The 23956-nt window shown below is 71.1% G+C and carries 18 protein-coding genes; 6 read left to right on the top strand and 12 right to left on the bottom strand.

Going from position 1 to position 23956, the window contains the following annotated elements; translation table 11 throughout:
* Nucleotides 1-50: 50 nt before the first annotated feature.
* Complete coding sequence (locus tag K8640_RS16210; RefSeq protein WP_223747828.1) at nt 51-1562, bottom strand: FAD-dependent oxidoreductase; 1512 nt, start codon at nt 1560-1562, stop codon at nt 51-53.
* Nucleotides 1563-2004: 442 nt separating this feature from the next.
* Here K8640_RS16210 and K8640_RS16205 point away from each other — a divergent pair, with 442 nt between their 5' ends.
* The 3 genes from K8640_RS16205 (at nt 2005) to K8640_RS16195 (ending at nt 5950) form a co-directional block, all read left to right on the top strand.
* Complete coding sequence (locus tag K8640_RS16205; protein ID WP_370640353.1) at nt 2005-4119, top strand: ATP-binding protein; 2115 nt, start codon at nt 2005-2007, stop codon at nt 4117-4119.
* Nucleotides 4116-4526 (top strand): response regulator, encoded by a 411-nt coding sequence (locus K8640_RS16200; protein WP_046711692.1) that lies wholly within the window; start codon nt 4116-4118, stop codon nt 4524-4526. The genes K8640_RS16205 and K8640_RS16200 overlap by 4 nt, the downstream gene beginning before the upstream one ends.
* Nucleotides 4527-5137: 611 nt before the next feature.
* On the top strand, nt 5138-5950 hold the full coding sequence (locus K8640_RS16195) for a GvpL/GvpF family gas vesicle protein (protein WP_223747827.1): 813 nt from the start codon (nt 5138-5140) through the stop codon (nt 5948-5950).
* Here K8640_RS16195 and K8640_RS16190 read toward each other — a convergent pair.
* Genes K8640_RS16190 through K8640_RS16170 form a run of 5 tightly spaced genes read right to left on the bottom strand, consistent with a single transcriptional unit; the run spans nt 5933 to nt 12011 of the window.
* The gene (locus tag K8640_RS16190; protein ID WP_223747826.1) at nt 5933-7027 is read right to left on the bottom strand and encodes a hypothetical protein; all 1095 of its coding nucleotides are present in this window, start codon (nt 7025-7027) and stop codon (nt 5933-5935) included. The two genes, K8640_RS16195 and K8640_RS16190, sit on opposite strands and share 18 nt — an antisense overlap.
* Nucleotides 7024-8895: a Gldg family protein gene (locus K8640_RS16185; RefSeq protein ID WP_223747825.1), complete on the bottom strand. Its 1872-nt coding sequence runs from the start codon at nt 8893-8895 to the stop codon at nt 7024-7026. The genes K8640_RS16190 and K8640_RS16185 overlap by 4 nt, the downstream gene beginning before the upstream one ends.
* A complete protein-coding gene (locus K8640_RS16180) occupies nt 8892-9614 on the bottom strand; it encodes an ABC transporter permease (RefSeq protein WP_141329342.1) in 723 nt (240 codons plus the stop codon). Before K8640_RS16180 ends, K8640_RS16185 begins: the two co-directional genes overlap by 4 nt.
* The gene (locus K8640_RS16175; protein ID WP_141329344.1) at nt 9611-10540 is read right to left on the bottom strand and encodes an ABC transporter ATP-binding protein; all 930 of its coding nucleotides are present in this window, start codon (nt 10538-10540) and stop codon (nt 9611-9613) included. Before K8640_RS16175 ends, K8640_RS16180 begins: the two co-directional genes overlap by 4 nt.
* Before the next feature lie 52 nt (nt 10541-10592).
* Nucleotides 10593-12011, bottom strand: a complete 1419-nt coding sequence (locus K8640_RS16170; protein ID WP_223747824.1) for a TIGR01777 family oxidoreductase — start codon at nt 12009-12011, stop codon at nt 10593-10595.
* Nucleotides 12012-12042: 31 nt separating this feature from the next.
* Here K8640_RS16170 and K8640_RS16165 point away from each other — a divergent pair, with 31 nt between their 5' ends.
* From K8640_RS16165 to K8640_RS16155, 3 genes are all read left to right on the top strand, one after another.
* Nucleotides 12043-13014: an L-threonylcarbamoyladenylate synthase gene (locus tag K8640_RS16165; RefSeq protein ID WP_223747823.1), complete on the top strand. Its 972-nt coding sequence runs from the start codon at nt 12043-12045 to the stop codon at nt 13012-13014.
* 588 nt (nt 13015-13602) lie between these two features.
* Nucleotides 13603-14190: a hypothetical protein gene (locus K8640_RS16160; RefSeq protein ID WP_223747822.1), complete on the top strand. Its 588-nt coding sequence runs from the start codon at nt 13603-13605 to the stop codon at nt 14188-14190.
* Between the two features lie 182 nt (nt 14191-14372).
* A complete protein-coding gene (locus K8640_RS16155; RefSeq protein ID WP_223747821.1) occupies nt 14373-15395 on the top strand; it encodes a hypothetical protein in 1023 nt (340 codons plus the stop codon).
* On the opposite strand, the gene hemH is transcribed toward K8640_RS16155, so the two are convergent.
* From hemH to K8640_RS16125, 6 genes are all read right to left on the bottom strand, one after another.
* Nucleotides 15343-16434, bottom strand: a complete 1092-nt coding sequence (gene hemH / locus K8640_RS16150; protein ID WP_223747820.1) for a ferrochelatase — start codon at nt 16432-16434, stop codon at nt 15343-15345. The genes K8640_RS16155 and hemH overlap by 53 nt on opposite strands.
* Nucleotides 16434-16820: a Co2+/Mg2+ efflux protein ApaG gene (gene apaG / locus K8640_RS16145; protein ID WP_223747819.1), complete on the bottom strand. Its 387-nt coding sequence runs from the start codon at nt 16818-16820 to the stop codon at nt 16434-16436. Before apaG ends, hemH begins: the two co-directional genes overlap by 1 nt.
* Before the next feature lie 67 nt (nt 16821-16887).
* Nucleotides 16888-17838 carry a TerC family protein gene (locus K8640_RS16140; protein ID WP_223747818.1) on the bottom strand — a complete coding sequence of 317 codons (951 nt, stop codon included), beginning with the start codon at nt 17836-17838 and terminating at the stop codon, nt 16888-16890.
* Nucleotides 17839-17961: 123 nt separating this feature from the next.
* Nucleotides 17962-20100, bottom strand: a complete 2139-nt coding sequence (gene glgX, locus K8640_RS16135) for a glycogen debranching protein GlgX (protein ID WP_223747817.1) — start codon at nt 20098-20100, stop codon at nt 17962-17964.
* Nucleotides 20097-23198, bottom strand: coding sequence for a malto-oligosyltrehalose synthase (treY, locus tag K8640_RS16130; protein WP_223747816.1), 3102 nt, complete (start codon nt 23196-23198; stop codon nt 20097-20099). Before treY ends, glgX begins: the two co-directional genes overlap by 4 nt.
* A gap of 178 nt (nt 23199-23376) precedes the next feature.
* On the bottom strand, nt 23377-23694 hold the full coding sequence (locus K8640_RS16125) for an SWIB/MDM2 domain-containing protein (protein WP_223747815.1): 318 nt from the start codon (nt 23692-23694) through the stop codon (nt 23377-23379).
* Between the last annotated feature and the right edge of the window lie 262 nt (nt 23695-23956).

Here is a 23956-nt window from a genome sequence, read left to right as displayed (position 1 = left end):
GGCGGGGTTCAAGGCTCGTCTGACTTCGGGAGACGCGCGGGTGGCGGGCGTCAGGTGGGCAGCTTGCGGGAGGGCAGGTCCTTCACCGCGGGTCCGTTGAGCACCTTGCCCGTGGGGCTGAAGCGCGCGCCGTGACAGGGGCAGTCCCACGAGCGCTCCGCGCCGTTCCAATGCACATGGCAGCCCAGGTGCGTGCACACCGGAGAGACGGCGTGCGAGGTGCCGTCCTGCTCTCGGTAGACGGCCACCTTCTGCCCGTCCACCTCCAGGACCTTGGCCTCACCAGGAGCCACCTCGGACAGGTGCTTGCCATCGGGCTTCGCCAGCCGGTCCGCGACGAAGCGGAAGGCCACCTCCGCGTTCTCCTGGATGAAGTCCTTCACGCCCGCCATCGGCTTGACGCGCGTGGCGTCGTACAGCGCGGCGAAGGGGTTCTCCCGCCCGAGGATGAGGTCGGTGAGGAGCATCCCCGCCAGCGTGCCGAACGTCATCCCCGTGCCGGAGAAGCCCGTGGCCACGTAGACGTGCTTGCGGGCGCTGTCGCGGCCGATGTAGGCCAGCCCGTCGGCCGGCTCGATGACCTGACCGGACCAGCGGTGGGTGATGGACTCCACCGGGAAGCGCTCGCGCGCGAAGTCCTCCAGCGCCGCGTAGCAGCGCGCCGTGTCCTCCTCGGCGCCCACCTTGTGGTCCTCGCCGCCGACGATGACGTAGGTGCGCCCGTCCACCGGCTGCGTGCGGATGTAGTGATAGGGCTCCTTGCAGTCGTAGTACTGCGCGGGCTCCAACGCTCCGTCCAGCGGACCGGCCACCGCGTAGGTGCGGTACGGGAAGAGCTTGGTGTGCATGAAGACGCGGTTGAGCGGCGTCGTGGTCGCCTCCACCACGTCGGTGGCCGTGACGACGCCCCGGTCCGTGACGACGCGGCAGGGCTTGCCGTCCCGCACCTCCAGCACCCGCGTGTTCTCGAACAGGTGACAGCCCTCGCCGGGGATGCGGTCCGCCAGCCCGAGCAGGTACTTGCGCGGATGGAACAGGGCCTGGTCCTCCACGCGCAGCGCGCCCTTCACCGCGAAGGGCAGCGGCACGCGCTGCGTGAGCGTGGCGAGCAGCCCCGCGTCGCGCGCGGCGGACACCTCTTCCTCCAGCGATTGCAGCTCGCGCGCCGTCTCCGCGTACTGGAACATGGGCACGCGCTGGAAATCGCAGTCCAGGCGCAGCTCCTCCACCAGCGACGCAATCTGCTCCATCGCGGCGCGGCTGGAGGACGCCGCCAGCCGGGCGCCCTTCTCCCCGAAGTCGCGGCGCAGCGTGGCGTAGGGCGTGTCGAGCAGCTCCGTGAGGTGCGCCGTCGTCTGCCCCGTCTGCCCGGACAGGATGCGGTTCATCTCCAGCACCGCCACCCGCTTGCCGGCGCACTTGAGCAGCCACGCCGTGGTGAGGCCCGCCATCCCCCCGCCGATGACGGCCACGTCCACCGTCAGGTCCCCGGGCAGCGTGGGGAAGTCTCGCGTGGGCGTGGTCAGCGTCCAGAGCGAGCGATGCGTCCGCGTCTCATCCATGTCGAAAGACTAGGGATGCGCCTCGGGTGCGATAACCCGACGGGGCTGGCGCCGACGCCTGGCCGCCTGCTCGGCGTCGGGGCCACCCCGGATGTGAACGAGCAAACAGAGCGGGCCGCCGGGTGTTGGCAAGTCACGCGGGATTCCAAGCGGTTCTGGGGTGGTGGAGCGGCCCGCGATACATAGAGGCAGGGACGGCCCCCCGACCCCTGCCTCGTACCCAGGGAGCCACGAAGGATGCCGGTGGAAAGATTGGCTGGGAGCACCAGCCTCGTCGATGTGATGGACCGGGTCCTGGACCGCGGCCTGCGCTGGGACGGCACCGTCCCACCGGACGCCCCCGAGCCCTGCGCGCCCGTCGTGGTGACCTCCCTGGAGCTTCGCGTCGAAGACACCCCTCCTGCTGACGACACACCTCGACTTCCTCCTGGAGCCTGACGCATTGGTCTCGTACGCCCCGCTCGCCCCAGCCCCCGCCTCCTCCGTCGACGCGCGCCTCGCCCTGGCCGAGCAGCTGCTCGCCTGCGAGTCCGCGAGAGGGTGTGCCCGGGCCGTGGTGGAGTGGCTGCCCGCGCATGCCCAGGCGCTCGCCGCGGCCTGCGTGGCCCGCGAGGAGCCCGGAGCCCGGATGACCTGCCTGGCCGCGCAGGGGCTCTGCGAGGCCCAGCAGGCGGCGCTCGCCGCGTGGTCCGACGCCGACTCCACGCACCCGCTGGCGGACGTGCTCACCCAGGCCGTGCCGCGCTTCTTCCCGAAGGAGCGCGCGCCCCTGCCCTCCCCTGGCGCGCAGGGCCTGTTCGCCGTGCCGCTGGGACGCGCGGGCGCATCCCCCGTGGGCCTGCTGCTGGTCTGGGCGAGCACCCCCGAGCTGCCCGCCGAGGTCGCCTGGGTCGCCGGGCACGCGGGGCCCTTCCTCGCGCGCCAGGCCACGTCCGGTCCGCTCGCCGCGGGGGGCTCGGAGCTGTTCCGCCGCATCATCGACGCGGTGACGGACCCGGTGCTGCTGACGGACCTGGAGGGACGCGCGCGCCTGGCCAACGCGCGCGCGGAGGCGCTGCTGATGGCGGGCCCCGACGCGAGCCACGGCCGCCGCCGCGCCGTGCACCTCAACCAGCGCGTGTTCTCCGCCGCGGTGGCGAGCAGCGCCAGCGGCGGCCAGCCCGGGGTGAGCTGGCGCGAGGTGCCGCTGGTGGACCCCGTGGAGGGGCTGGACCTGCTCTTCGAGATGGTCAGCACGCGGGTGTACGAGCCGGACGGCCGCGAGGCCATGGTCAGCGTGCTGCGCAACGTGACGGACCTGGGCCGCGCGACGCAGGCGTTGGGTGAGAGCTACCGGCGCCTTCGCGCCACCGAGCGCGAGGCGCGCAGCGAGCGCCACCGGCTGGACCGGGTGCTGGACTCCGTGGCGGACCCCATCATCCTGTCGGACCCGTCCGGCGTCACGGTGATGATGAACGAGCCGGCCGAGCGGCTCTTCTCGCTGCCGCCCGAGGGAGGCCGCGCAGCGCAGCGCCGCGTGCGCTCCAACCACGCGACGTTCGTGTCGTTCCTCGCCAACGTGCTGGACACGGGCGGCAGTCCCCGCTGGCGCGGGCACCTGAGCCTGGTGGACCCGACGAGCGGCGCCACCCTGCCGGTGGAGGCGGTGGCGAGCAAGGTGCTGGGCGAAGGCGGGGAGCTGACGGGCATCGTCACGCTCTTCCAGGACCGGGGCGAGGCGCTGGAGAAGGCGCGGCTGCTCGAGCGGCTCAAGGAGGTCTCCACGCTGCTGGAGGCGCGCGTGCAGGTGGCCACCGCGGAGCTGGCGGAGCAGAACGAGAAGCTGCGCCGTCAGGCCATCCAGCTGGAGCAGGCCAGCGCGGCCAAGTCCCAGTTCCTGGCCAACATGTCCCACGAGTTCAGGACGCCGCTCAACGCCATCCTCGGCTACACGAACATGCTGCTGCAGGGCGTGTCCGGGGAGCTGACCGCGCCGCAGAAGCGCAACCTCACGCGCATCGACTCCAATGGCCGACACCTGCTGGAGGTCATCAACGAAATCCTGGACATCACCCGCATCGAGGCGGGGCGGATGCCGCTGCACCTGTCGGACTTCGTCATCCCGGAGCTGCTCCAGGAGGTGATGGCGGAGATGGACCCCATCATCGCGCGCAGCAAGCTGACGGTGACGACGCACCTGGGCGCGCGGCTGCCGCCGGTGCACAGCGACCGTCAGAAGGTGAAGCAGGTGGTGCTCAACCTGCTGTCCAATGCCCTGAAGTTCACGCACGAGGGCACGGTGAAGGTGGTGGCGGAGTACCAGCCGTCATCTTCCATGCTCACCATCTGCGTGGAGGACACGGGGATTGGCATCGCCCCGGCGGACCAGGAGAAGATCTTCGAGGACTTCCAACAGGTGGACAGCTCGCCCACCCGCGCCTATGGAGGCACGGGCCTGGGGTTGTCCATCTGCAGACGTCTGGCCGACATGCTGGGGGGGCGCGTCACCCTCCAGAGCACCCAGGGGCAGGGGTCGGCCTTCACGCTGCACTTCCCACGACGCCCGAGGCGGACATGACGAATCCCTCCCCGAATCTCAAGCCGCTCGTGCTCGTCGTGGACGACTACGATGACGCGCGTGAGATGTACGCGGAGTACCTGGAGTTCTCCGGGTTCCGCGTGGCGCAGGCGAGGAACGGGCAGGAGGCGCTGGACCAGGCCTTCGCGCTCACGCCGGACATCATCCTGATGGATTTGTCGTTGCCCATCATCGATGGGTGGGAGGCGACGCGGCGGCTGAAGAACGACGCGCGCACGCGCACCATCCCCGTGGTCGCGCTCACGGGGCATGCGATGACGGGCCAGTCCGATGAAGCGAAGGGCGCGGGGTGCGACTCCTTCGTCACCAAGCCGTGCCTGCCCGACGAGCTCGTGGCGGAGGTGCGGACCATCCTCGCCCGGCGCGGAGGCGCCGCGATTCGCTGAGGCGTGCCGTGTCCCGGTCCCCCCGTCCTCCCAGCAAGGCCTCTTCCCGACGAGGCGCCGCCTCGCCCAAGCCCTCCCGCGTCCGACGCGCGGCGCCCACCGCCGAGGCGAAGCGCCCGGGGGGCTCCGCGTCCCGCGCCGCGCCTCCGCGGACCTCCGTTGCTCCCGACACGCCCGCGCGTGGCGGCAAGGCGGAGCGGCCCGAGCCGCGAGCGACGACGCTGTCCCGTGGGAGCAAGGCCGCTGTCACGCGAGAGGTGACGCCCACGTCCGATGTCTCTCCGGAGCTGGTGCCCTCACGCGGGAGCAAGGCTGCGTCCACACGGAGGCTGACACCCGCGAGTCGCGGCGCGGATGACAATACGGCCTTGGGGGAGGCAGCGCTCGCTCGCGGGAGCAGGACTGCCCACACCAGCTCGGACACGCTGACGCCCGACGTCCCGCCCCAGGTGATGCCCGAGAGCCACATCGTCGGTGTGACACCCGACGGTTCGCGGGACGTAGCGCTGCTCGAGAGCACCGGGGGGGCCGTCATCCTGAGTGAGGCCGCTCCCGCGCGAGGCGGCGACAGCCCTCGCCCCATGCGGTCCGCAGCCCCAAGCACTCGGGAGGTGCGGGCCGACCCTCAGGGCAAGAGCGCTCGCCCCCAGCCGGACGCCCCCACGGCCGAGGAGCTCGCGGGGCCCCAGTATCTCTACGGCGTGGTGCGCGCCGACGGCCCGCTGGACTTCGGTCCCATCGGCCTGGGCATGCCGCCCTGCCACGTGCGCGCCGTGCGCGAGGGGGGGCTGGCCGCGCTGGTGTCCTCCACGCCTTCGCGCAGGGTGGACCCGACGCGGGCCCATCTGCTGGCGCACCAGCGCGCCGCCGAGGTGGTGCTGCGCGAGCACACGCTGCTGCCCGTGGCCTTCGGCACCGTGCTGGGCTCGGAGGCCGACGTGCGCGCCATGCTGCGCTCCACGCAGGAGGCGCTCACCTCCGTGCTCACCGCGCTGGAGGGCAAGGTGGAGCTGGGGCTCAAGGTGCTCTACCACCGCGAGCACCTGAACCGACGCATGGAGCTGGAGGACGAGGCGCTGCGTCGGCGCGGGGACGAGTCGGAGGCCGAGCACGAGCAGCGACTGGGGCGCGCGGTGGAGCTGCGCGCCGCGCTGGACATGGCGGCCATGCTGGAGGGCCTGCGCCCGCTGGCGGCGGCGTCTCGCACCGACGCGCCCGTGGGCGAGCGCATGCTGCTCAACGCGGCCTTCCTCGTCGCCCGGCGCGACGGCCCCGCCTTCGAGGCGAAGGTCCGGATGCTCGCGGCGCGCTCGGACCTCTACACCTTCCGCTTCACCGGCCCCTGGGCGCCGTACAGCTTCGTCGACGTGCGACTGGGCCGCGCCGACGCCCCGGAGCCCCGGGGGTCACGGACCGCCGGCTGAGGACACCGGCGTCGTCACCCGCGCGGCCTCGGCGGCCAGCGGGTCCACGCCCGCGTGCAGCCGGACCCACCCTGGCGTGTGCTCGGTGCGCGCGTAGAAGCCATCCGTCGCGCGCGCCACCGTCAGCTCGCCCACCGGCTTGCCGCCGCGCCGGTACTCCACGCGGAAGGACTCCTTCGGCTCGCCCCCCGGAGGCTGCTCGTCGCGGCCCAGCAGGTCCAACGGCACCAGCCGCCAAACGCGGTCATGCCAGTTGCGGGTGAACTCGTCGGGCTTGTCCGGCGACTCCTCCGGCGAAAGCGTCACCGGGTTGGGCGCCTTGCCGCTCGCCACGAACGCGCGCGACGAGCCGCCCGACGAGATGACCACCGAGTCGAACTCGCCCAGGTCGAAGACATGCAGCCGCCGGTCGACCAGGCGCGTCGTCGCGTTCTCCAGGTCCGGCAGCAACGCGGGGCCGAGCAGGAACACCTGTCCGTCCGAGTCACGGCGCAGGTACGGCGTCCCCCACCCGCCCGTCATCGACGCGAGCGTGAACGACTCCGTCCTGCCACCCAACGTCAGCGTCAGCTTGCGCTGCGAGCCCGTCAGCCCCACCTCCGCCAGCTTCTTCTCGTCGAGCACGCCCAACGAGCGCGTGGCACGCAGCGGAGCGAAGCGCGGATAGAGCTTCTGGGCGACCTCGTTGGCCCGCATGTCGCGAGGAGGCGGAGGCGGCTGCGCCGAGGGCTGCGTCCCCGCGTCGGCCGCCCCCTGTGCCAGCGCCGCGCCGGCGCCGCCATCCACGGACGTGCCACCGTCGGCGGACGCGTCGGCGACACCCTCCACCGGGGGCAGCGGCTTCGCGGGCTTGAAGCCCAGGCGGACCCAGAGCGCGTCCCGGTCCCGCGCGTCGCGGTACAGCTCCACGTAGCGCGCCTCGTCCTCGTAGCGCACCTTGTCCAGCGCGCGCGCCGGCAGCTCCACCACCGTCACGTCACCAGGGGCGCCCGCCGGAGCGCGCTGCCACACCAGGTAGGCGGCCACCAGCGCCACCACCGCGAGGGCGCCCTGCAGGGCCAGGTCCCGGGCCTTCATTGCTCACCTCCCGCCGCCACGCTGGCGCGCGGAGCACGGCGGCCCCGCCGCCGCGTCGTCACGAAGCCCACGGCCAGCACCAGCGCCGGCGCCAGGAACACGGTGGCGTAGAACCACGCCACGTCCTGCTCGCGGGTGTGCTGGATGGGCACGTCCTCCTCCGACGACACCGCGCCGGCGACGGCCTCTTCGCCCGTCAGCCACCGCAGGGTGTCCACCGCGAGGTACGCGTTGCCCATGTTGGGCAGCACCACGTCGCTCACCACGTCCGCGTCCGCCATCACCACCGCGCGCATCGGCTCCTTGCCCTTGGCGGCGGGCTCCTCCACAGCCACCACCAGCGGCCAGGTGCGGCGCATCTCGCCCGGGTCCGGGCTGAAGTTGCCGTTGGCGTCCGCGAAGGTGGCCCCATGCGCGCGCACGGAGATGTCGTGCATGACGCCGTTGGGCAGCGGCTGGAGCTGGTCCAGCGCGCCCGCGCCCAGGAAGGCCACGGGGGACTGGCCCGCCATCGCGGACAGCGACGTGACGGACGGGTGCGAGCTGAAGCTCGCCGTGCCCAGGTTGCCACGGTCGCTCTGCTGACGGGCGGTACGGAAGTACACCTGGTCGTTCGCCAGCGGCGTGCCGAGGTACTTCAGCCCCATGGGCGCGAGCAGCGCCTCGAAGCTGGGGCCCTCCGGCTCCAGCGCCATCCACAGCCGACCGCCCCGTGACAGGTACTCGCGCACCGCGGTGAGCTCCTCGGGGAGGAAGTCGCGCGTGGCGCCCATCACCACCAGCGCCGCCGCGTCCCCAGGCACCTCGCGGCCCAGTCCCTCCGCGACGCCCAGCGGACGCACGTCCACGTTCTGCGCGCGCAGCAACTCCTTGAGCTGCGCCACGGACGGCTTCGGCATCTCCCCGGGCACCGGCCGCGTCTCCGCGCGCTCGCCATGGCCCGCGGTGAAGTAGACGACGCGGCGGGGCCTGGCCACCGTCAAGAGGCGCCGCTGCACCTCCTGGTCCAGCCGCTGCAACTGTCCCCGCGCGCGGTCCAGCTCCAGGCCCACCGTGAAGGGCTCCTTGCGCTCACCGCGCGCCAGGACGATGGTGCCGTTGTTGTGCACGCCGAGCGTCTTCGCGCGCGCGGGCTCCACCGCCTGGTCCAGCCGCTCCACGCTGAGCAGCCCCGGGCTCTCCACCGACAGGTCGCGGAAGTACTGCCCCACCGCCTCGCCCACCTCGTTCGCGGGCGGGAAGAAGAGCATGACCTGGAGCGGCTCGTTGAGCCCGCGCACCACCTTGCGCGTGGAGTCCCCGGGCTTCGCCGTGCGGAAGTACGACAGGTCCCAGGTCGTGTTCGCCTGCGTGACGACGTACATGGTGGCGAACGCGAACACGAGCACGAAGGACAGCCCCAGCCCCGAGTACAGCGCGCTGCGGGCCCGGCCCGTCTCCATCACCGGCGCGCGCGCCATGGCCTGCGTCGCGACCTCCACCAGCGCCAGCGGCACCAGGCAGCACGCGAGCAGCGCGGGGAACAGCGCCGCCAGCATCACCGCCAGCTTCGGCGCCTTCTGCGACAGGGGGGCGTCGAACAGGGACAGGCCCAGGTCCGACTGGAGGAAGTAGAGCCCCAGCGCCAGAAGCCCCAGCCCGTACAGGCCCAGCACCCAGCCATCCACGCGGCGACGGTCGAGGCTCGCGCCGCGCGAGCCCACGAACCGCCACGCCGTCGCGCCCACCGCCAGCGCCACGCCGAGCCCGGAGAAGAGCCCGCGGCCCGTCCCCACGCCCAGGATGCGCTCGCCGATGAAGACGGCCAGAAGGCCCGCCACGAAGGCCAGCGTCGCCATGAGCCCGCTCCCCGAAGTGCGCGCGCTCATCGCCACCTCCGCGCCTCGAGCACCCGCGTGGCCGCGAACAGCGCCACGTAGGTGACCACCAGGTAGTAGACGACGTCACGCACGTGCACGAGCCCCGATTGGAACGGCGGGAAGTGCTGGTTCCACAGCGACATCGCGCTGAACACGTCCGCCAGCGGCTGCTCCGTGATTCGCGCGAGCAACCAGCAGAGGATGAGCGCCACCAGCATCACCGCGGACGTAATCGCCGCGAGCAGCTGGTTCTTCGCCAGCGCCGAGCCGAACGTGCCCACCGCCAGGGACGCGCTGCCCAGCAGCAACAGCCCCAGGTAGCCGGCGCCCACGTGGCCCCAGGACACCTTGCCGTTCACCAGCACCAGCACCGGCATGTACAGCGTGCACAGCACGTACAGCGCCAGGAACGCGAAGCCCGCCAGGAACTTGCCCAGCACGATGTCCCTGTCGCGCAGCGGCGAGGAGTACAGCAGGGGCAGCGTGCCCGTCTGTCGCTCCTCGGCGAGCAGGCGCATGGAGATGAACACCGAGGCGACGATGGTGAAGCCGCTCGAGTAGTAGAAGAACTGCGAGAGCACCTCGGCGGAGCGCTTGCTCGCGCCGCCCAGGGCGTACGCGTTGAAGAACAGGCCGTTCAACGCGAGGATGACCGCGATGACGACGTAGCCGCTGAGCGTGCGCAGGTAGCCGGACAGCTCGCGGCGGGCGATGAGCAGCGCCTTCACGCGCGCACCTCCTGACCATGCGTCAGCTTGAGGAAGATGGACTCCAGGTGTCCCGCGCCCACGTCCAGTCGCAGCAGCTCCAGCCCCGCGCCTACCACCGCCTGCGCCACGCGCGGCCGCACGTCCGGCGACGCGCGCAGCGTCAGGGCCACCAGCCCGTCGCGGGCGCTGCCCACCTCCACCTCGCCGAAGGGCCGCAGCACCTCGACGGCGCGCGCGGAGTCGCCCCGCACCTCCACCTCGACGGAGCCCCCGCCGCCCATCTTCCGGCCCAGCTCCTCCTCCGTCCCCTGCGCCACCAGCGTGCCCTTGTGGATGATGAGCAGCCGGTCACACGTCTGGGAGATCTCCGGGAGGATGTGGCTGGAGACCAGCACCGTGTGCGTGCCCTTGAGGCCGCGGATGACGTCGCGCATCTCCACGATCTGCCGCGGGTCCAGGCCGCTCGTCGGCTCGTCGAGGATGAGCAGCGCGGGCTTGTGCACCAGCGCCTGCGCCACGCCCACGCGCTGACGGTAGCCGTGGCTGAGCGTGGAGATGAGCTCGCCGTCCACCTCGCGAAGCCCCGTCTTCTCCTCGGCCTCGCCCACGCGCGCGGGGGTGTCCCTGGCCGTCACGCCGCGCAGCTGCGCGACGTAGGCCAGGTACTCGCCCACCGTCATCTCCTCGTAGAGCGGCGGCACGTCCGGGAGGTAGCCGATGCGCTGGCGCACCTCGTGGGCGTTGCTCACCACGTCATGGCCGTCGATGACGACGCGGCCGGCGGTTGGCAACAGCACGCACCCCAGGACCTTCAGCGTCGTCGACTTGCCCGCGCCATTGAGGCCGAGGAAGCCGATGACCTCTCCCTGGCCGATGGTGAAGGCCAGGTCCCGGATGGCCGCGTGCTCACCGTAGTACTTGGTCAGCCCTTCGACCTGAATCATAGGGGGCCATTCCATCAGTCCCCCCAGGGGGGATTGTCAAGCCTCGAACCGCTCAGCCATGGCGGAACTCCGGGCCCGCCGTGGTGCGGCCGAGCGTGAAGCGCAGCGCCCCCTCCAGCTCCGGGAAGAGGAACGCGTAGCCGAGCCGCTCGGCGGCGTTGGGGAGCACCCGGGCACCCGACAGCAGGGCCTCCTGCCCCATCTGCCCGAAGAGCGTCCTGATGACGGCCGCGGGCATGGGCAGGAAGGCGGGCCGCCGCAGCACCCGGCCGAGCGTCCGGGCGAAGTCCGCCTGCCGCACCGCGCCCGGAGCCACGGCGTTGATGGGCCCCCGGGCCGCCGGGGTGAAGAGGCTGAAGTGGATGAGTCCCAGGATGTCCTCCATCGACACCCAGCCCATCCACTGGCGCCCCGAGCCGATGGGCCCGCCGCCGCCCGCGAGGAACGCGGGCAGCATCTTCGCCAGCGCGCCGTCGCGCGCGTCCAGCACCGGGCCGATGCGCAGGTGCACCACGCGGATGCCCGCGGCCTCGGCGGGCGCGGTGGCGGCCTCCCAGACGCGGCACACGTCCGCGAGGAAGCCCGTGCCCGGCGCGCTCTCCTCGGTGAGCGGCTCGTCACCCCGGTCGCCGTAGATGCCGCTGCCGGCCGCGCACACCAGCACGCGGGGCTTCTTCTTCATCTTCGCCAGCGCCTCGGCCAGCGTGAGCGTGCCCTCGGAGCGGCTCTTGAGGATGGCGTCCTTGTACTCGGGGGACCAGCGCTTGCCGGCGACATTGGCTCCCGCCAGGTGCACCACCGCGTCCACGCCCTCCAGCGCGTCGGTGTCCACCTGTCCCTTGTCCGGCGCCCACGCCACCTCGTGCCGCGAGGCGTCCGCCCGCCCTCGCACCAGTCGCTGGACCTGGTGGCCTCCGGTGGTGAGCAGCGGCAGGAGCGCCGAGCCGATGAGCCCCGACGCGCCGGTGACGGCCACGCGCAGCGGGCCCTGGTCCGCGAACGCGGCGTGGCGTCGCGCGTCCGTGAGCGTCACCCGGTGGCGATAGGCGAACATCCGCTCCAGGGTGTGGCGCGCGAAGCCGCCTCCGAGGAGCCGGCCTGGCGGGCCCATGGGCAGGGCGTACTCGATTTCGTCCTCGAGGATGGAGGAGTGGGTGGCGGGCTCGGGCCACATGCGATGGGTGTGGACCCACTTGGAGAAGGGGCCGGACACCTGCGTGTCCTGGAAGAGGGAGCCCTCGACGTACGCGGTGTGCTCGGCCACCCAGCGTCGGGGGATGGGGCCCATGCGCATCCGCATGACGACGCGGGCGCCGGTGTGGATGCCGTCGCCGGTGCGCTCGAGCAGCTCCATCCGCTCCCATGGGGGCGTCAGCCGTGCGAGCGCCCCTTCCCGGGCATGCCAGGCGAACAGCTCCGTCGCGGGGATGGGCGCCCGACTGCGCGCCTCGAAGACGAGTGACTTGCTCATGACGCCTCCTGGCGCGACAGTGCGGCATCGCATGGTAAAGCCGGAGCTCGTCGAACGCGCGGTGGAAGTGCTGCGCAGTGGTGGTGTCATCGCCCTGCCAACGGAGACGGTGTATGGCCTGGCGGCCAACGCCGAGGACGAGCTGGCCGTGCGTCGTGTCTTCGCCATCAAGGGTCGTCCCGCCACCCATCCGCTCATCGTCCACCTGGCGGGTGTCGAGCACCTGACCTCGTGGGCCCGGGAGGTCCCCGAGGCCGCGCGTCGCCTCGCGGACGCCTTCTGGCCGGGGCCCCTCACGCTGGTGCTCCCGCGCACGCCGCGCGCCACGGACGCCATCACCGGAGGCCAGGACACGGTGGCCCTGCGCGTGCCCGGACACCCCGTGGCGCTCGCGGTGCTCAAGGCCCTGGGCGGCGGCGTGGCGGCGCCGAGCGCGAACCGCTTCGGACGGGTGAGCCCCACCACCGCGGAGCACGTGCGCGTGGACCTGGGGAGCGACGTGGACCTCGTGTTGGATGGCGGACCGTGCGACGTGGGCGTCGAGTCCACCATCGTCGATTTGAGCTCCGGCTCGCCCGCCATCCTCCGGCCGGGCGGACTGTCGGCCGAGGCCATCGAGCGAGTGCTGGGGCATCCGGTGCCGGTGCGCGTGGCCTCGAAGGTCCGCGTGTCGGGCTCGCTGGAGTCGCACTACGCGCCCCGCGCGGGCGTGGTGCTCGCGGAGCCCACAGAGGCCGCGGCCCGCGTGCGTGCATTGAGGGAGCAGGGGTTGAGCGTCGGCGTGCTCGGGCCGCGAGGGCTGGAGCTGCCAGGGGATGTGCCGCGCTTCGACGTGCCGGAGGACCCGGCGGGCGCGGCGCGCGTGTTGTACGCGAGGCTGCGCGAGGCGGACGAGAAGGGACACGACGTGCTCGTGGCCTGTCTGCCCTCGGCCAGCGGCCTGGGCATCGCGGTGCGCGACAGGCTCGCGCGCGCCGCCGCGCCTCGCACGCCCCATCACTGAGCGCTTCGGCCACCTCGGCCGGCACGCGCGTCCGGCACATGAGCGTGGCACAGACCTGCGGGCCCTCGAGCATGCCGGCGCAAGTGCATGCACTGACGTCACTCACGAGGCAGGGCGCACGCTCGAACCGTGGCACCACCCGAGCCGTGCGGTCCCTGGCACATCCGAGGCTTGGCGCACGCTCGAACCGTGGCACCACCCGAGCCGTGCGGTCCCTGGCACATCCGAGGCTTGGCGCACGCTCGAATCGTGGCACCACCCGAGCCGCGCGGTCCCTGACACATCCGAGGCAGGGCGTCTGAATCGACCTCGCGCCGCCTGCGCCGCGCGGCCCCTGGCACATCCGAGGATTGGCGCCTGACGACCTCGCACCGCCTGCGCCGCGCCTGGCACATCCGAGGCATGGCCCCTGACAACCTCGCGCCGCCTGCGCCGCGCAGCCCCTGGCACATCCGAGGCTTGGCGCCTGACGGCCTCGCACCGCCTGCGCCGCGCGATATGCCGCGCGCGCTTCCGCGTTGTTCAGGACGTCCCGCGTGTGAGGCGAGTCTCCCTCCGCACGCGGCCACACCCGGGAACGAGGCGACGATGACGATGACGAGACGGTGGCTCGCCGTTTGCGCGGGCCTGGTGGCGGTCGTGTGCGCATCCGGCTGCGCCAGCAGTCCTCAGAAGGCGCTGCTCGGTCGGACCAGCGGGCTCGTCGTCTACGACTTGCCCGCCATGCAGGTGATGAAGGCCGCGGAGGCGGAGCTCGGTGAGCGCGGCTACGCGCTGCTGCCCAGCACCGACCCCTACTTCCTCCAGACGCCGTGGAAGGTGAGCGGCAACTACGACATGGGCTCCAGCTGGTCGCGCCTCTACGTCGAGGGCCGCGTCCGCGCGGACGGGCGCTTCGTCGTGCGCGCCTACGAGATGGCCGCCACCACCTTCGCCAGGACACAGGCACTGCCCTTCGGCCTGCGCCAGACGACGAGCGCCACCATCGACGACAAACCCAACGCCACCCCCGCCGAACTCATCGCCTCCGAACCCGAACTCCAGACGCGCTCCGCCCGCGCCAACATCCGCCGCAACCTGGACCTGGAGTGGGCCATCCTGGAGCGCCTCAACCCCGACTTCGCCAACAAGGTGAAGGAGCAGGTCGACCTCTACGTCGCCCACGAGCCCCGATGACGCATCCGGACAACCCTCGCGGCCCCCAGCAGCGCCGCGAGGGCACGTCCCCAGGGCCAGAGGCCCGCTCGGACCGTGACTCCACCCGGGCGCGCCGGGGGACACGCGGCCGGGTGACGGACTTGAATGAGGGGTGGGGCTCCGATATCCCGCGTGTACTCCCAGAGGAGCGTCCCCGCGTGATGCGAAGCCTGTTCGGACTGGTCGTCGCCCTGTCGTTGTCCGCCTGCAAGGAAGAACCCCGAGGCCAGCTCGAGCCCATTCCTCGTCCTCCGGGCCTGAAGGACGCCCCCGCCCCGGGAGCCGCGCCCACCGCCGCCGCCCAGCCTCCGGTGGACCCGTCCAAGGTCACCCTCCGCTGGAAGCTCGCCGCGAGCGCCCCCGTCACCTACCACCTGGACCTGGAGCGCTCCGGCGCCGCCCCCGCGCCGCAGGAGGCCGCCGAGGAGACGCCCGCCAAGGGCAAGAAGGGCAAGGGCAAGGAGGAGCCTGCTCCCCCGCGCGCCGCCGCCCCCGCCGCGTCCTTCCCCACCGGCTTCACCTACGTGCTGGAGCGCACCAACTCCGGCGACTACCGCCTGCGCGTGCTCCCCGAGGGCAAGGACACCACCGAGGACACGGGCGCGCTGAGCGAGCGCGGCTTCGTGCTCGACGGCCTCCAGGGCATCAACCGCAACATCGCCGCGCTGGTGCTGGAGCTGCCGCTCGCGCCCGTGGGCCCCAACGACACCTGGGCGCTGGGCACGGAGCTGCTCACGCACGACGCGCTGGGTCCCCTGTTCACCACCACCAAGACGGAGCGCCGCAACCGCGTGAAGCTCACCGCGCTCACCCAGGAGGGCGACGACCAGGTGGCCACGCTGGAGTACGACCTGCTCGAGCAGCTCTCCGGCAAGGTGACCAGCCGCCGCGCCCCGCCCGCGGTGCCCGCGCGCGCGGACGACCCGGCCGAGGAGGACGCCGAGCCCGCCGACGAGTCCGCGGGCCCTCCCACCACGGACGCCAGCGCCGAGGTGCGCATCACCGGCAAGGGTGAGTTCCTGGTGAAGGCCGGCCGGTGGCGCACGTGGGAGGGCACCATCGCGTCGTCCTCGCGCGGGCCCTTTCCCACCAACGCCCTGCAGGTGCCGCCCGGCACGGTGAAGCTCAAGCTCACCGCGCGGGAGTCGGTGCCCCCCGCGGCCACGGCGAAGCCCCAGCAGTAGCCGCGCCGTCGGACTCGCGCACCATCCGCACCACCGCGTCCACCCACGTCGGGTGGGCGTTGAGCGAGGGGACGAGCGTCAACGACTCGCCCCCCGCCTCGACGAACTGCTCGCGGGCGCGCATGCCCACCTCCTCCAGCGTCTCCAGGCAGTCGGCGACGAAGGACGGGCACATCACCGCCAGCCGCTTCACGCCCTGCTTCGCCAGCTCCGGCAGCACCAGGTCCGTGTAGGGCTTCACCCACGGCGTGCGCCCCAGCCGAGACTGGAAGGACACGCTGAAGCCGCCCTGGGGAAGTCCCAGCCGCTCGACAATCCCCCGCGTGGTGGCGAAGCACTGGGCGCGGTAGCAGTGCCGGTTGGCGTCCGTGAGCGCGTCGCAGCACCCTGCGGACGCGAAGCAGTGCTGGCCCGACGTGTCCGTCTTGCGCACGTGCCGCTCCGGCACGCCGTGATAGCTGAAGAGCACGTGGTCCGCGCGGGCCTCGGCAATCACCGGCCGCGCGACCTCCGCGAAGGCGTCCAGGAACGACGGGTGCCCGTGGAAGGCCGGAACCGCGCGCACGTTGGGCACGTCCCAGCCGCTGGAGAGCACCTCGTACACGCGCGCCAGCGACGACGCCGACGAGGACGTGGCCTCCTGCGGGTACAGCGGCAGCACCGTGAAGTCCGACACGCCGCGCGCGCGCATGGCCGCCACGGTGTCGGGGATGGACGGGCTGCCGTAGCGCATGGCCAGCGCCACGTCGTACTCGTGGCCCAGCTTCTCGCGCACCGCCACCTCCAGCGCCCGGCTGTACACGAGCAGCGGCGAGCCCTCCGGCATCCACACCTTGCGGTACGCCTCCGCGCTCTTGGCGGGCCGCGTGGGCAGGATGATGAGGTTGAGCAGCATCCAGCGCCCCACCGGGTGGATGTCCACCACGCGCGGGTCGCTCAGGAACTCGCGCAGGTAGCGCCGCACCGGCCCGCTGTGGGGCGCGTCCGGCGTGCCCAGGTTGACGAGCAGCAACCCTCGCTTGTTCGCGGGCGTGTTCATCAGTGCAGGGCGTTGGGCAGCGTGAGGGCGAACTCGGCGATGCGCGCATCGAAGTGCGAGCCGTCCGGGCGCTCCATGTCGTAGCTGCCGCGCATTGTCCCGAAGGGCGTGCGCAACATCGCCCAGCTCGTGTACTCGAAGCGCTCGCCCGGGGCCACGCGGGGCTGGCGGCCCACCACGCCCTCCCCCTTCACCTCCTCCACCTTCCCGGAGGCATCCGTGATGACCCAGTGCCGCGCCTTGAGCTGCGCGGGCGCCTCCCCCTCGTTGACGATTTCCACCGTGTACATGAACGCGTACTGCCCCGACTCGGGCGAGCTGCGCTCGGGCCAGTAGGCCGGCTTCACGGTGATTTTGATGCCATCAGTGGTGGCGCTGGAAGACATGCCTCCACATTTGAAGGCAAGGCCCCCGGGTTGCAAGCAAAACCCCGGCGCCCCCCCGCCCCCGGGCTCAGGTCTTGGCGCTCTCCCGGTCCTGACCGGGCTCCGGGCTCTTGGGCCAGATGAGCGAGGCGATGATGGCCAGCAGGAGGATGCCGCCAATCACGCCCAGCGACAGGCCGATGTGGATGTGGATGTCGAAGAACGTGATGAGCATCTTCACGCCCACGAAGGCCAGGATGGCGCTCAGCCCCAGCTTCAGCAGGTGGAACTTCTCCATCAGGCTGGCCACGACGAAGAACAGCGAGCGCAGGCCGAGAATCGCGCACACGTTGGACGTGTAGACGATGAACGCGTCCTGGCTGATGCCCAGCACCGCGGGGATGGAGTCCAGGGCGAAGAGCAAGTCCGTGGCCTCCACCACCAGCAGCACGATGAACAGCGGCGTCACCTTGCGCCGGCCGTCCTCGGTGACGAAGAAGCGGCTGCCTTCGCCCATGCGGGCCACCGGCAGCACCCGGCGCGCGAGCTTGACGATGCCCTGCTGTTCCGGGTCGATCTCCTCGTCCTTGGAGAAGAGCATCTTCAGCGCGGTGAAGACCAGGAAGGCGCCGAACAGGTAGATGAGCCAGTGGAAGCGCGACACCAGCGCCGTGCCGGCGATGATGAGCACCGCGCGCATGACGAACGCGCCCAGGATTCCCCAGAACAGCACCCGGTGCTGGTGCTCGGGCGCCACCCGGAAGTAGCTGAACACCAGCAGGAAGACGAACAGGTTGTCGACGGAGAGCGAGTACTCCACGACATACGCCGTCACCCACTGGAGCGCGGGCGTGCTGCCGGAGAAGTACCAGATGCCTCCGCAGAACGTCAGGCTGATGGTGATCCACACCAGCGTCCAGATGCCCGCTTCCTTGGGCGTCACCGCGTGGTCCTTGCGGTGGAACAGCCCGAGGTCCACGGCGAGCATCGCCAGGACGAAGAGGTTGAAGCCCACCCAGAGCGCGACTTGCGTATTCACGTATGAATCCTGTTTCAGGAACGGCGGGCGCACCCTAGCGGCGGCGCGTCCGGGCGTCGACACTTCCGTGTAACCGCCCAGGCCCCCACCTGGAGGCCCGGCCCACCGTCCCCGCCCGCGGCGCTACTCCGTCGACGGCCGGCGCAGCACCATCAACGAACGCCCCGCGACCTGCACCTTGCCACCCGCCGGTGTGTGGGCGTGCTGGGACTCCTCCGACGTGGACGTGTCCACCACCTGCTCCCAGTCCGCGCCCCACTCGAGCGCCGGCAGCAGGAAGCTGATGGGCTCGTGGTGGGCGTTCATCAGCACCAACAGCGTGTCACCGACAATCCGGTTGCCCTCGTCGTCCGGCGCGGCGATGGCGTCCCCGCCCAGGAGGATGGCGAGCGAGCGCACATAGGGCTTCTCCCAGTCGTCCTTGCGCATCTCCTTGCCGTCCGGCCGGAACCACGCCAGGTCCTTCAGCTCGCTGTCCCACATGTGGGCGCCGCGGAAGAAGCGGCGCTTGCGCAGCACGGGCTGCTCGCGGCGCAGGCGCGTCAGCCGGCAGGTGAAGTCCAAGAGCGCGCGCTGGGTGTCGTCGAGCTCCCAGTTCACCCAGGACAGGGCGTTGTCCTGGCAGTAGGCGTTGTTGTTGCCCTTCTGGGTGCGGCCCATCTCGTCGCCGGCCACCAGCATGGGCACGCCCTGGGACAGGAAGAGCGTGGCCAGGAAGTTGCGCTTCTGCTGCTCGCGCAGGGCGTTGATTTTGACGTCGCCCGTCTCGCCCTCCACGCCGCAGTTCCAGGAGTGGTTGTCGTTGCCGCCGTCGCGGTTGTCCTCGCCGTTGGCCTCGTTGTGCTTGTCGTTGTAGGTGACCAGGTCGTGCAGCGTGAAGCCGTCGTGCGCGGTGACGAAGTTGACGCTCGCGGAGGGCTTGCGGCCCGACAGCGCGTACAGGTCCGAGCTGCCCGTGAGCCGGTAGCCGATCTCCGCCGCCTGCCGGTCATCGCCCTTCCAGTACCGTCGGATGGTGTCGCGGTACTTGCCGTTCCACTCGCTCCACAAGACGGGGAAGTTGCCCACCTGGTAGCCGAAGTCGCCCACGTCCCAGGGCTCGGAGATGAGCTTCACCCGGCTGAGCACCGGGTCCTGGTGGACGATCTGGAAGAAGGCCGCGCGGGTGTCGTAGCCGTGCCGGTCGCGCCCCAGCGTGGTGGCCAGGTCGAAGCGGAACCCGTCCACGTGCATCTCTTCCACCCAGTAGCGCAGGCTGTCGGCGACCAGCTTCAGCGCGTACGGATGCGTGGCGTTCCACGAGTTGCCCGTGCCGGTGACGTCCAGGTAGTAGCGCGGGTCCTTCTCCGTCAGCCGGTAGTACGCGCCGTTGTCCAGGCCCTTGAAGGACAGCGTGGGCCCCAGCTGGTTGCCCTCGCAGGTGTGGTTGTAGACGACGTCGAGGATGACCTCGATGCCCGCCTTGTGCAGCGCCTTCACCATCCCCTTGAACTCGTCCACCTGGGAGCCCGGGCCTCCCGGGGCGCTGTAGCGCGCGTCCGGCGCGAAGTAGCCCAGCGTGCTGTAGCCCCAGTAGTTGGTGAGTCCGCGCTCGACGAGGAACGGCTCGTCGACGATGTGGTGGATGGGCAGGAGCTCCACCGCGGTGACGCCCACCTTCTTCAGGTGCTCGAGGGTGGCCGGGTGCCCCAGGCCCGCGTAGGTGCCGCGCAGGGCCTCCGGCACGCGGGGGTTGAGCTTCGTGAAGCCCTTGACGTGCAGCTCGTACAGGACGGTCTGGTGCCACGGCACGCGCGGGTGGGTGTCCCCCTCCCAGTCGAACGTGTCCTCGAGCACCACGGCCTTGGGCACACCCGCGGCGTCGTCCTGCTTGTCCTGGACCAGGTCCTCGTCCTTGCCGCCCTGGACGTGGCCATAGATGGGCGCGCGGTAGTCCACCTGCCCGTGGATGGCGCGGGCATAGGGGTCCACCAGCAGCTTGTGCGGATTGAAGCGGAAGCCCTTCTTGGGCTCGAACGGCCCGTGCACGCGCAGGCCGTACAGCGTGCCCGGCTTCAGGTCGGGCACGTACCCGTGGAACACCTGGTGCGTGGTCTCCAGGAGCGGGAAGCGGCGCGTCTCGCGCGTGGGCTCCTGTGCGTCGTAGAGGCAGACCTCCACCTTCTTCGCGTGCTCGCTGAACACCGCGAAGTTGACCCCGTGCCCGTCATACGTGGCGCCCAGGGGGAACGGCTTCCCTGGAAGCACCTCGGCCCTCCTCATCCCGTGCTCCTCTCCAGCAGCACCACCGGGAACCGCTCCAGGAGCGGCGCGAGGGGCAGCACCACGCCACCCGCACCACGCTCGGGCCGCACCTGTCGCCCGGTGAAGACATCGCGGAACATCATGCCCGCATATGCCTCGGGAAGGTCCAGGAACGTGTCGGCATAGGCGCCGGAGAGCCCCTGGGGCGACTCCAGGGCCTCCAGCACGTAACGCGGCGCGCACACCACCACGCCCGCGTCGTCCAGCTCGCGCGCGAAGGCCACCGCCGCCTGGGCGCGGGGCCCGGACAGCTCCAGCGCCCGGTAGCCGCCCCGCCGGAACAGGTCCTGCTGACGCTGGCGCAGCCGCAGCCCGTGGGCCAGGAGGAAGAGCTTGGCCCGCCCGTCATCCAGGCCCGCCACCAGCCGCGAGCACAGCCCGGGCGCGTCCTCTCGCGCCTGCGCGTCCAGCTCCTCCAGGAGCCGTGAGCGCAAGGTGAAGTCCACCGGCCGCCGGTTGTCCGGGTCCACCAGGGACAAATCCCACAGCTCGCAGCCCTGGTACGTGTCCACCACGCCGGGCGACGCGAGCTTGAGGACCAGCTGCCCCAGGGCGTTGTGCTGCCCCGCGCGCTCGATGCGGCGCTTGAAGACGCGCACCTCCTGCAGGAAGTCCGCGCCCTTCTCCTCGTCGAAGCACGCGTCCACGAAGGCCGCCACCGCGTCGTCATAGGCGCCGTCCGGGTTGGTCCACGAGGTGCGGACCTTGGCCTCCTTGATGGCCTTGGACATGTACTCGCGCATCCGGCGGTGGAAGTCGGCCCGGGCCTCGGGCGACAGCGCCTCCCCCATGGGCCAGGCGCCCACGAGCGTCTGCAGGAACAGGTACACGTCGTTGGCGCTGGGGGCCGCGCCGGACGGCAGGGCCTGCGCGAACTTCTCCGTCAGCCGCAGCCAGCGGCGCGCGAGCTTGCGCCACTCCTCGGGCAGCTCCGTCAGCACGTTGATGCGCGCGCGCACGTCCTCGCTGCGCTTGGTGTCGTGGGTGCTGGTGGTGAGCTGGCTCGCGGGCCAGTGCTCGGCGCGCTCCTGGTTGCGCAGGTGGAAGGTGGTGGTGCGCGTGCCGAAGCGCTCGGGCTCCCCGCCCACCTCGTTGAGGCTCACCAGCCGGTTGTAGATGTAGAAGACGGTGTCCTCCAGGCCCTTGGCCATGACGGGGCCCGTCACCTGCTGCAGCTTCATGGCGAAGCGCAGCATGACGGCGCGCTCGCGCTCGTCGGACTGGGGCGGGTACTGGCGCAGGAGGATGTCGCGCAGGAAGTCGAAGATGGACGCGTTGGTGGTGGCGTTGCGCTCCTTGGCGCGCTGGATGGTCCACTCCACGTACTGCACGTCGCGCGCGTCCAGCCCCGGCCGCCAGCCGTCCACGTACGTGCGGTACACGGGGAACAGCGCGATGAACTCCACCAGCGCGCGCCTGAGCGAGTTGAGCGTGAAGTCGCGCGTCCTGCGGCTCATCTCCGAGATGCGGTTGAGCTCGTGCGCCAGCACGTTGATCTCACTCGCCATGGACACGCGCATGATGAGCAGCTTCTTCTGGTAGACCAGCTCGGCGAAGTCGCCCTTCTCCCCGGTGAGCCGCTCGTACGTCTCCGTCAGGTGCGGCTCGGCCGCGGGGTGCACGAACACGCCGCTCACCGCGTTGGCGAAGCGGTAGCCGGTGGTGCCGTGCACCGCCCACGCCTCCGGAATGCGCTCGCGGCCGCCCTGAATCTTCTCCACCACCACGTACAGCGCCTTGCGCAGGACGCTGTCCGGAGACTGCGTCACCTCCGCGCGCCAGCGCTCCCTGAGCGCCGCCTCCACGCCCGGCCAGCGCGTGTCGTCCCCGGCCAGGTCCTGGAGGAACACCGCGTGCGCGCGCTCCACGAAGTAGCGCTCCTGCAGGTCCAGGAAGTACGCCGTCGGGTCGAACAGGCCGTCCGGATGGTCGATGCGCAGCCCGGTGACGCAGCCGTCGCGCAGCCAGCGGAACACCAGCGCGTGCGCCTCCTGGAACACCTCCGGGTCCTCCACGCGGATGGCCGCCAGCCCGTTGATGTCGAAGAAGCGCCGGTAGTTGATCTCCTCCCCCGCCACCCGCCAGTGCGCCAGCCGGTAGCTGCACGAGGCCAGCACCCGGTCCAACAGGTCGAACGAGCGCGGGTTGCCCGGCTCGCCGTTGAAGACGCGGATGTTGTCCTCGATGTACGCGGCGACCTCCGGGCTCTTCTCCACCACCGCGGCGAGCCGGCGCTTGATGACCTCCTTCTCGCGGTGGCGCTCCACGACGCGGGGGCGCTCCACCTCCGTGCGCAGCGGCAGGTGCTCGATGGCGGTGAGGATGGAGAGCAGCTCCACCATGGGCTCGGACTCCGCGCCCAGCTTCGCCTCCAGCCGCTCCAGCCCGTGGCGCAGCACGCGCCCGTATTGCCGGGGCGCCAGCGGCAGCAGGTGGTCGTAGTAGTTCACGAAGAAGGCGCCGTCGCGAAAGGACAGCTTCAGCTCGCCCTTCTCCAGCACCACGCCGTACTGGTCGCCGAGTATCGGCAGCAGCACCTTGTCGCGCAGCTCCTCCTTCACCGGCGACCAGTCGATGTCGAAGTACTTGGCGTAGACGGAGGACGGGCCGTTCTCCAGCACATCGAACCAGAGCGGGTTGCCGCGCTCGATGCCCATGTGGTTGGGCACCACGTCCAGCACCTGCCCCAGGCCGTGCTCCTGCAGCGTGGCGCACAGGGCCTGGTGGTCCTCGGTGGAGCCCACCTCCGGGTTGAGGTGCTGGTGGTCCACGCAGTCGTAGCCGTGGGTGCTGCCCGGCGTCGCCTTGAGGTAGGGGGACGCGTACAAGTCACTGATGCCCAGGCGGCGCAGGAACGGCACCACGTCGCGCGCCTGCTGGAAGGTGAAGCCCTGATGCAGTTGCACCCGGTAGGTGGACAGCGGCGTCCGGGGGCGCTCGACCAGCGCGTCCTTCACCCGCTTGAACAGGCCCTCGGCCAGGGCCTCGGCGCTCAAGGTGGCACCCGACGAGCCCGTGGGAGCCGTCCCCTCTTCTTCCAATCCGTCGCGGAGCATGGGGCCCAGAGGTAGGGCGCCGTCGCGCGCCGCGCCAGCACCCAGAGCGGCTTCCGACCTCCAGCCAACGCTCCAAGGGCCCGGATTCCCACGAGCCTCGCGCCACAAAAGCAGAGGGCTCACCGGAATCCACCGGAGAGCCCTCGAGATGCAGCCGCCGGGCGGGCCGGCGTCGGGTTCAGCTCAGCTGCTTGTTCACCAGCGAGGTCATCTCGAACATGGTGACGTTCTTCTTGCCGCCGAAGATGGGCTTGAGCTTGTCGTCGGCGTTGATCTGCCGCTTGTTCTTCGCGTCCTGGAGGTTGTTCTTCTTGATGTACGCCCAGAGCTTCTTGACGACCTCGGTGCGCGGCAGCGGCTTGTTGCCGACGATCTCGGCCAGGGCGGCGGAAGGAGTCATCTCCTTCATGAACGACGCGTTCGGCTTACGCTTCGGGGCAGCAGCAGCCTTCTTGGCGGCGGGAGCCTTCTTCGCAGCAGCTTTCTTGGCAGCCATTCGTCTTGAGTCTCCTCCCCTCCGAAGGGGACGTTGTGCGGCCTCGCTTGATTTTAAGCCAGTGCCGGTGGGGCGTAGGTAGCACGCCCAAGCCCGAAAAACAGCCCTCTCCTGCGTTTTTCCCTCGGGAAACGCCCTACGCAACGCGTTTCATGCCCGAGAAACCGGCTCCGCAGCACGTTTTCCCTCGGGGGCGAACCTCACGGACGCGAAAAATGCGCCCGGACGGCCACCGCGCCAGGGTGCATTCCTGCTCGGGAGC

Origin of the sequence: Myxococcus sp. XM-1-1-1, from assembly GCF_020037095.1 — a bacterium.
Lineage (GTDB): Bacteria > Myxococcota > Myxococcia > Myxococcales > Myxococcaceae > Myxococcus > Myxococcus fulvus.
Note: the sequence above shows the minus strand (reverse complement) of the source record. Positions and strands in the feature narration are given on the sequence as shown.